General features: G+C 52.5%; 3 protein-coding genes. 2 read left to right on the top strand and 1 reads right to left on the bottom strand.

Annotated features, from left to right (window positions below):
* Positions 1-202: 202 nt before the first annotated feature.
* Positions 203-4,594, top strand: a complete 4,392-nt coding sequence (locus ABIK47_07670) for a T9SS type A sorting domain-containing protein (GenBank protein MEO0020490.1) — start codon at positions 203-205, stop codon at positions 4,592-4,594.
* Between the two features lie 64 nt (positions 4,595-4,658).
* On the opposite strand, the gene ABIK47_07665 is transcribed toward ABIK47_07670, so the two are convergent.
* Entirely contained in the window at positions 4,659-5,243 is a 585-nt protein-coding gene (locus ABIK47_07665; protein ID MEO0020489.1) for a hypothetical protein, read from the bottom strand.
* A 413-nt stretch (positions 5,244-5,656) separates the two neighbouring features.
* Between ABIK47_07665 and ABIK47_07660 the strand changes: the two genes are divergently transcribed.
* Positions 5,657-10,120 (top strand): right-handed parallel beta-helix repeat-containing protein, encoded by a 4,464-nt coding sequence (locus ABIK47_07660; protein MEO0020488.1) that lies wholly within the window; start codon positions 5,657-5,659, stop codon positions 10,118-10,120.
* Positions 10,121-10,144: the final 24 nt, after the last annotated feature.

The following is a 10,144-nucleotide window of genomic DNA, read 5'->3' as shown; positions in this document are numbered from 1 at the left end:
CAAAGAGGCACACAACAATCAACACTTTGCGCTGCAAATTGACCTCCTTTTTATTTTGAAAAGTATAGCATCAAGTTTAGGAAAAGTCAAGCAGAAGAATTAATTTTATTACAATGAGTTTTTTCCTTGACAGAAAAAGTCCGATTTTTATAATTAATGTAAGGTAGGTAGTTTTTAGCAGATACTAAAAGGGAGGCGGATTATGAGTAGAGCAGCAGTGTTTCTTTTTTTATCACTGGCTGCGGTTGCATTTGGTTTGCAAAGTGCGGCGATAGACCCTGAGACAGGGCTGTTGGTTGAGGACCGGTTGGAAGAGGTGCTCGCCGGTCGGAAGTTGCCGCTTGATAAGAAGGTATCTTATCTTAAGGAGGGGGTAATTGCCGGAACCGACGCCGAATGGGAGGAGGATGTTCGTCTGACCGCAAATGAAATTGCGGATTACACCTTTGCCTATGGCAGGCAGTTATTGGCAACCGACCCTTCTGGAAGAGTCCATGTGGTCTGGATGTCCTATCAGAGTCCGGGTACCTATTCTCCCCAGATTTATTACAAGCGCTACTATCCAGGCTCGGGCTGGACAAACGACACCTGCATATCTACGGATTTGGCATCTTCAGGCTATTCTTACTATCCGGCGCTCTGCGTTGACTCTTCTGGTGATGTCCATGTGGTATGGTTTGTTTACAGGGTCTCTCCGCTACCGAAGGGGTATTATATCGCCTATAAGAAGTGCACGCCAACATCATCGGGTAATGGCGGCTGGGAGGAAAACTCGGTACGCATCACGGAAGACACCTTGCGGTGGTATAAATTCTTTCCCGCAATTGCCGCCACACCCAACAACAGAATCCATGTGGTTTACTACTGCTATCATTCTACACTCGGCTATGCGATTGGGTATAAGGAGAAGGTGGGAACAGCCTGGCAGCCCCGTGTTTGGGTTGACTCAGGTGGCACCAATTATTACCGCTGGTGGCCAAAGGTTGCCGGAGACAGAAACAATAATGTTCATGTGACCTGGTTTGGTTATGGCGGTGGCGCCCCTTATCAGATTGGCTACCGCGGCAGGTTTGATGGCACCTGGGGCTCTGTGAGTCAAAACATCTCCGGTGGAAGTCAGCATCAGATGCATCCGGCAATAGCGGTCAATCCCTTGACCAACAATGTTCACATTGTCTGGCAGGGTTATCCTCGTGACCGGCGCAACTACCGGATAATTCACAAGGAGCGTCTCGGTGCCGGTCAGGGGGATACATTCCAGTTGATTGGTGATACCGTTTCCGAGCCCAATTTCTCCTACGACCAGTTTAATCCCTGTCTCACCTTTACCTCTGACGGCGCTGGTCACTGTGTCTGGCACGGTAACAACAGCCCCAGCCCCCGCTACTTCCAGATTCGCTACAACGAGCGCACCCCGGATGGTGTCTGGCAGACTCCGACGAATCTGACAAATGTTACCACCTCCGACCGCTCATATCCTTCTATTAACAATGGCGGTAACAGTTCTCTTCCTGACCACCTTCATCTTATCTGGCACGACTATCGTGACGGGAACTGGGAACTTTATTACAAACACGGGAAGCCGCCGGGATGGCTGGATTTAGCCCTTGAGCAGATTGATATTCCCGGAGCAATCCATCTGGTTGGTGAGGATGTCAACCCATCGGTCTGGGTTCGCAATACCGGTACCGGGACCATCTCCGCCTTCAGCGTAAAACTGGACATCGGGATAATGTATACCAGTATGGTGTATGTCAACCAAACCCTTGAGCCTGGCGAGCGGTTCAATGTCACTGGCTTTGCCACCTGGACACCAACAGCGGGTGGCTTCTATCCGGTGAGGTGTTCGGTCAGGCTGGCGAGTGATTCCAACCCGGAAAACGACCGCCTGACCAAGACTACGCTGGTTGGAGACTTCGTTGAGCACTTTGACCTCAACGATGGTGATTTTTACTGGACAGGCGCCTGGGGCTGGGGATCCCCTCAGCCGCCCCGCGGAACACCACCGTCTGCTCCTAACTGCTGGGGCAATGTCCTTTTTGACTACTACGGTAACAATGCTGAGGATACCCTTATTTCCTATGAACTGACCGCTCTCCAGAATAACCCAGTCGTGATGTTTATGCACTGGATGCAGAGTGAATCACTCGCTGACGGTGGTTGTGTGAAGTACTCAACTGATGGTGGAAGCACCTGGACACTCCTATATCCGGATACGAGCGGTGGTCTCAGACCCTACACCGCACTCGGTGCCTATTCTGGCTCTTGGGACTGGGAATGGGCGAGGTTCAGGGTGCCGGTTAGCGCCAATCAGAGGTTTCTAATCGCCTGGCGGTTTTTCTCAGATGAAGAAAATGTCGGTTATGGCTGGCTTATTGACGATGTGGTAGGCATCGGCTGCCGCAACCTAATTGATGTGGGCGTAAGTGAAATCCTGGCACCCACTGGTTCAATCCCCTATGGCATCCCAGTATCACCAAGGGTTATGGTGGGCAACTATGGCACCGGTGTTCAGACCTTCAAAACAAGGTTTGAAATTGACACCGTGTACGCCGATACTCAGATTGTTACTCTCAGACCCGGTGAATTTCTGCCAGTAGAGTTTACTCCTTGGACACCTCTTGTTAAGGGTAAACTCCAAACAAAAGCGGTAACAATGCTTGCCGGCGATGTCAACCCTGAAAACGATACCCTCAAAGACTCAATCGAGGTCTACCTCCTTGATGTTCAGCCAACCGCCATCATCAAACCCCGAGGTTATGTTGACTCTGGTGCGGTTATCGAGCCTGAGGTGATGGTAAAAAACAACGGCACCACACCCGCCTCATTCTATGTCCGCTTGCAGATTGGCTCCTCCTATGATGAGCAAAGGCTTGTCCTCAACCTCCAGCCTGATGAGGAGAGGCTCGTCAGCGGGTTCGGAACTTGGTCTGCTGACATCCCGGGCACATATCCTGTCCGTTGCTCAACCCGGCTTGCCGACGATATGGTTCCGGAAAACAACCTCATCACCACAACCGTGAGGGTGGTGGTCCTTGATGTTGGTCCAACCCAGATTGTTGAACCACCAGCGGTGGTATTTGAGGGTGCCACTGTCCGACCAGCCACAAAGGTCAAAAACTATAGCGAAGCGCCTGCTGATATTGCCATCGCCTTCCTCATTCAGGACCGCCAAGGAAATTTGCTTTACAGCGCCACCGAATCGCTGAGTCTGCGCCCATTGCAGGAGACCACCCATACCTTCTCACAAACCTGGCAAGCAACAACCTCTGGCAACTACTCCGCCATCTCCTATACCATCTATGATGCGGAAAACCGCCACCAGAATGACACCATCATCAAGCCATTTGAGGTCAGACCGGAAATAACTCACGGCTGGTCAGAAATGGCGGCTGTGCCGGATTATGTCAAGGATGGTGCTTGGCTTACATACGACTATCACAATGGGCTCATCTATGCGGCGCGTGGTTATAAGTCGCAAGACTTCTACTCCTATGACCCGCAGATAAACACCTGGACCAAACTGCCCGCCTGGCCTGAAGGGGAGGAGGGCAAACCACCTTCCAAAGGTTCAGCCGGCTGCTATGGTGACGGCTATATCTATGCGGTCAAGGGCAATAATACCGCGGGTTTCTGGCGTTACTCAATTCAGGAGGGCACCTGGTATCAGTTGACAAAGATTCTCCCCGGACCGTCAGGCAAAAACCCTAAAGGTGGCACCAGTGTAGTTTATATCGTTCACAATGACACCCCCTATGTGTACCTCCTCAAAGGCTACAAACAGGATTTTATGCGCTATAATACTATTACCGATGCCTGGGAGGTGCTTGTCAATGCACCAGCAGGCTCAAAGCCCAAATGGGACAAGGGTTCGTGGTTAGTTTATGACGGGCAGAATACCATCTATGCCCACAAGGCGAAGTATCACGAGTTCTGGAGATACAACATTACCACTCAGGAGTGGAGCGAGTCCAGCCTTAAGGGAATGCCTTTGATTGGTAGGGCAGGTAAGAAAAAGAAGTCTAAGGACGGCGGCTCAGCAGCCTATTACAACGGCTACATCTATGCGCTTAAGGGTGGCAATACCTGCGAGTTCTGGAGGTATGAGATAGGTGCCGACACCTGGACAGAACTTGAGCCGGTGCCTGAGATTGGCTCCTCGGGTAGAAAGAAGCGGGTCAAGAACGGTGGTTCCTTGGTCTATTATAATGAGGGTATCTTCTATGCCTTCAAGGGTGGGAAGACGACAGAGTTCTGGCGGTATATTGATACAGCAACTGCAGCGGCAAGTCTCCCTGCGCCTGAGCGTTCGGGTGTGATGGGTGAGAAGGTGGTTGCGGAGCGCTTCGGGTTCAGTGTGGCGCCCAATCCGCTCTCCAAGGGCTACGGTGTTCTGAGTTACAGTGTGCCGCAGAGTGGTGAGGCGAGGTTGACGGTCTATGATGTGACGGGCAGGGCGGTGTTTGAGTATGGCTTTGTTGCATCCGGGACCGGGACGCGTAGCCTTGACCTGCGGAGCCTGTCTGCGGGCGTGTATCTCGTGCGGTTTGAGGCTGCGGGCGCAAGCGCAAGCCAGAAACTCGTTGTGCGGTAATCTCCAAGAAAATCAAAAGGGGGCTTTTAAAAGCCCCCTTTATTTTTAAGGCGGTTGGTTAACTTTACCTTATGAGGGTGAATCGTTGAGTGGCATTGGGCTTATCAATCAGGCGGCAGAAGTAAACACCGGGTGAAAGCGGGAAGGAGCGGACAACCTGACCGCAGGGGTTGAGGATTTCAAGCTGGTTATTTCGGGCGAAGTTTCTGAGCGCCTGATTGGTGAGGATGCCGGGCAGAGATAAAGCCGAATTGGCGCCAATAGGGTTGGGAGCTTCCTCAATGCCAAGTGTGCCGTGAAACATTATCTTGGCATCCTCAAAAGGCGGCTGGAATGGGTACCAGGAGTCGGAGACCGGCTGCATTATCGGCTGAATAACCGGCAGGCTGCCAATCCAGGCAAAGGTCATAATCAACTCGGGCCAGTCAGGTAAATCGGGAAAGACAAATGTGTCCAGTGCGTTCGGTGCAGTCTGCCAGCCCGGGGTGGGATAGGTAATCTCCTGCCCTCCAGGGATCATAAAACGGGTGGAGTCGGCGATGATGGTGCTGTCAGGATGACCCTGAATTACGCCATAGACCGCCCAGCCAGCAAATGCCGGTGCCGTGAAAACAAAGATAGCGGTCAGAAGCACAAACAGGTTTTTCATTACTATCCTCCTTTTTTGTTATAATTTTAGACTTATCGCAGCACACCCAAAAATATACAAAAGCGCAGGTTAAAAGTCAAGGAGAAAAATGGGTGGAACCCATCCGGGGGATGCTCCAGGGGTAGCCCTGGGTTAGCCTGTTAAAGAACATAAAAATTTTGCTTGACAAAGGGGGGGATGATTGCTATAATATTGTTGCAACCACGGGTCACATCCGAAGAATCGGTAATTCTCAATAAATGAGTTCGTGCGCTGTGCCGGTTTAAGATAAGATATTAAACCGGTTCAGCCGTTTTAAGTAAGAACGCCGTGTCTTTGGGTGGAGACATGGCGTTAGGTTGCAGAAGTTTTTAACCACCCGCTGCTCCGACAAAAGGAGCGTAAAAGATAAAGGATAAAAAAGGAGGCGAAAGATGCTAAAGCCTGTAAAAGCGGCAGGAGTTGTATTCCTGCTGACCTTCCTTGCCTTCGGTGTGGCGTTAGCGCAGCCGATGCGAGGAACCTATACGGTAAAACCGGTAGGTGGTGATTTCCCAAGCATCGCAGCCGGAGTTAATGCGGTAAAGTCACGCGGTTTGTCAGGTCCGTGCACCCTCCTCTGCTATACTGGAACCTATACCGACTATGTTGATATGAGCAACTTCACCCCGAGTTACTGGCTGACAATTCGGGCAGCGCCGGGTGAAAGACCCTATCTGAACTCCACCAGCAGTTATGCCTTCTATATGTACTATACGAACCGGGTAAAGCTTGAGGGTCTGCTTTTGCGTGCATCCTCATATGTTCTTTATATGTACTATTCGGGCAAGACCGACAGCGTCATTGTGCAGAACTGCAGCCTTTTTGGCGCTTCATCCTATTGCGTCTACTTCTACAACTGCAAAAATATCAAGTTCATCCGAACGAAGTTTGCCGGCAGCCCTTCGTACGGTATTTATGGCTACTATGACACCCTTTGCGACTGGCGGGGATGCTACTGGCTGGTCAACGGCTCATACGGTATTATGTCTTACTACGGTCACAACCTAAAGGTTGAGAACTGCACCACCCATGCCACCAGTCGGGCAAGTTATAACTATATGTTCTACTACAACTACAATGGTGTAACATTCCGAAACAACTATCAGGTTGGCGGTTCTTCCTATGGTCTCTATCTCTACAACTCTTCAAGGTCCTTGGTTGAGGGCAACCACTTTTCCGGCTCCTACTCCTATCCAATCTATGCCTATTATGACACCGCCACAATTTACCGCAACAACCTGTTTGTCAATACGGGCTCGTATGCCTTTTACGGCTACTACTGTCAGAAGCAGGTTGTTGAAGGCTGCTCGGTTGGTGGTCCGACCTCGGCTGGGTTCTACCTGTATTACACCGACTCCTTGATAATGAGGGATAATATCATTAATGCGCCGGTCCCGCTTTATCTCTATTACGGCAATGGCTATCATACCATCTTGAGAAACCAGTTCTATGCCACCAGTTCCTATTGCGTTTATCTGTACGGCTCACATTATTTAAATAGGTTCATCAACAACTTCTTCCGGGGCTACACATCTTACGGTATCTACTCACCCTCTGGCTATTATCTGTACAACCCGGTTTTCAAGAACAACTCCTTCTACAACACCGGTTCCCAGTATCCGCTTTATCTGTATTATGCCTACAACTGCACGCTCTACAATAACATCTTCAGAGGCGGGACTTCGTACCTGATTTACCTATATTCAGGCTCAATTGACTCCTGTAACTTCAACTGCTATTACACATCATCAGGAACGCCGTTCTACTATAACGGTTCAACCAGAACCTGGGCACAGTGGCAGGGGCTCGGGTTTGACCTGCAGGGCAAGGGTCCGATGAGAGACCCGTCCTATGTGAACCCGCCGCTTGATTTGCACCTGCGGAGAGGTTCCTGCTGTATTGACTCGGGTAAGACCCAGACCGTGGCATCACCTGATATTGATGGCGAGGCAAGGACTCTACCCCATGACATCGGTGCGGATGAGTGGTATGCACCGGTTGACCTTGCGGTTCAGCGCATCATCTCACCCGGGACCTATGCGCCGTTAGACACGGTGGTAACACCGCAGGCGGTGATTTACAACTATGGACCGCGCACGGTTTCTAATGTTCGGGTTGATTTTCGGATGCGCTCGCCAACCGGCAAACTTTTCCAGGAGAAGAGAATCATCACAACACTGGCAAGCGGGGATTCGGCATTTGTCACATATACACCTTATCAGTTGGTTGACACTGGCGACTGGGCGGTAAGGTGCACCCTGTATTACTATGGGGACTCCTTCCCGAGCAACAACATCCAGACCCTGACCTGCCGGGTGCCGCCGATTGATGTCTCGCCGGTGGCGATTGAGGAGCCGGTGGGCTCAGTTGACTTCGGCTCAACCGTAACACCGAAGGTCTGGGTGAAGAACCTTGATGCGACCTATCCTTCTGGACCGGTCCCGGTTGACTGCTATATCGGCACAACCTATTACAACCGCAAGATTGCGGCTGTTCCTGCGGGTGAATCGCTCCTGGTTGAGTTTGACGACTGGATTGTTGACCAGCAGGATTCGGTTGATGTGATGTTTGTTACCCTGAAGCGGCTTGACCCGGATATGTCCAATGACACGATTTGGGGCAGATTCTGGGTGGACCGAAGGGATGTTGGTACGGCGGCGATTGTTGCGCCAAAAGGCAATTGGCCCTCGGGTGTGCCGTTCAAACCCAAGGCGTGGATAAAGAACTACGGCAATACCACCGAGTCGTTTGATGTCCTGTTTACGGTTAGCACCGCGTATCAGGACAGTCAGGATGTTTCCAGCCTGGCACCTGGTGAGTCAATCTTAGTTGAGTTCACCGAGTGGACACCGGATGTGCTCTTCTATCAGACGGTGAAGTGTTCAACCAGACTGGCGACTGATATGGGGACTTTCAATGACAAAGTCCAGGATGACTCGGTGTTCTTCTATCTGATTGATGCCCAGCCGACCTTAATCATCCAGCCCAAGGGTGAGGTTGATTCCGGAACGGTGATTGCGCCGCAGGTGCGGGTGAAAAACAACGGCACCTGGCCTGCTACCTTCTATGTGCGGTTGCGGATTGTTGGCACACCCTACAACCAGCAGCGGCTGCTGGTGAATATCCCGCCAGGGGTTGACACACTCGTCACCGGTTTCCCGAACTGGGTTGCCAGCCCAGTGGGTGAGTTTGAGGTGCGCTGCTCAACCGCGCTCAGTGGCGAGATGATACCTACCAACGACCTGCTGATTGACACCGTTAAGGTGCGTTCGCTCGCTTTCAATGATGTGGGTGTGAATGCCATCATTGAGCCGGCGGCGTTGGTGACGCTCAACACGCCGGTGAGGCCGCGTCCGCGGGTGCGCAACTACGGCACCAATCCGGCGACCTTTGACATCCACTTTGTGATTAAGGCTGCGGGTGGTGCTACGGTTTATCAGGACAGTCTGAAGGATCAGACTCTTGATCCGGGCAGGCAGCTGGTGTTCCCGTTCCCGAGCACCTGGACAGCGACTCCGGTTGGCAACTATCAGGCGATTGCCTACACGGTGATGAGCGGTGATGGCAATCCGGCGAACGACACCTTTGTGTTGAACTTCCGGGTGACTCTGGACATTTCTCCTGGCTGGTCTGAGGAGATGTCGGTTCTTGGCACGGTGAAGGATGGTGGCTGGTTGGCGGTGGCGAAGGGAGCGACGGATCAGCCGCCGAAGGTTTACGCTTCGCCTGGGTACAAGAGCAACAGCCTGTTTGTGTTCGACCTGATGACGAGGAGCTGGAGTGCGGCGGCGATTTGGCCCAATGGCAGGGAGGGCAAGCCGCCTTCCAAGGGTGCGTGTGCCTGCTATGGTGATGGTTACATCTATGCGGTCAAGGGCAACAACACGCCTGGTTTCTGGCGCTACTCGGTTGCGGGCAACACCTGGGAGCAGCTGGCTGACATACCTGCGGGCAATTCGGGCAGGAATCCGAGGGGTGGCACTGATGTGGCGTATGTGAAGGTTGGAGGCACTGGCTATGTGTACCTCTTGAAGGGTTATGGTCAGGACTTCATGCGCTACAACACCGAAACTGGAGCCTGGGAGTTACTGCCCAATGCGCCGGCGGGTTCAAAGCCCAAGTGGGACAGGGGCTCCTGGATAGCATGCGACGGCGACAACCTCATCTATGCTCACAAGGCGAAGTATCATGAGTTCTGGGTCTACAGCATCAGCGACAACGCCTGGTCAGGTACGATGCTGCAGGGTATGCCGATAGCGAGTGGCAGGACTGGGAAGAACAAGAAGTCCAAGGATGGTGCGGATGCTGCCTACTACAACGAGTTCATCTATGCGCTTAAGGGTGGCAACACGGTTGAGTTCTGGAAGTACGACATTGCTGGGAACACCTGGACTGAGCTTGACCCGATGCCTGAGATTGGCTCAAGCGGCAGGAGGAAGATGGTGAAGAATGGCGGTGCGTTGGTGTGCGCTGATGACGGGCTGTTCTATGCGTTCAAGGGTGGCAAGACTGCGGAGTTCTGGCGGTACTTTGAGGCGGCGGTGATGCTGCCGGCAGCGGCGCCTGAGCGTTCGGGTGTGATGGCGGAGCGGACCGGGATTGACCGGTTTGGCTTCTCCCTGGCGCCCAATCCGCTCTCCAGGGGTTACGGAGTTCTGAGTTACAGTGTGCCGCAGAGTGGTGAGGCGAGGTTGACGGTCTATGATGTGACGGGCAGGGCGGTGTTTGAGTATGGCTTTGTTGCATCTGGGACCGGGACGCGTAGCCTTGACCTGCGGAGCCTGTCTGCGGGCGTGTATCTCGTGCGGTTTGAGGCTGCGGGCACAAGCGCAAGCCAGAAGCTGATTGTGGAGTGAGGACAGAGGCTTCTTTCTGTCCCA

This window comes from candidate division WOR-3 bacterium, from assembly GCA_039801245.1.
Lineage (GTDB): Bacteria > Hydrothermota > Tepidihabitantia > Tepidihabitantales > Tepidihabitantaceae > JAOABP01.
Note: the sequence above shows the minus strand (reverse complement) of the source record. Positions and strands in the feature narration are given on the sequence as shown.

What these genes read in the sequence shown, in the direction of transcription:
- ABIK47_07665 (MEO0020489.1), bottom strand. Translation starts at nt 5,243, where the DNA reads ATGAAAAACCTGTTTGTGCTTCTGACCGCTATCTTTGTTTTCACGGCA.
- ABIK47_07670 (MEO0020490.1), top strand. Translation starts at nt 203, where the DNA reads ATGAGTAGAGCAGCAGTGTTTCTTTTTTTATCACTGGCTGCGGTTGCA.
- ABIK47_07660 (MEO0020488.1), top strand. Translation starts at nt 5,657, where the DNA reads ATGCTAAAGCCTGTAAAAGCGGCAGGAGTTGTATTCCTGCTGACCTTC.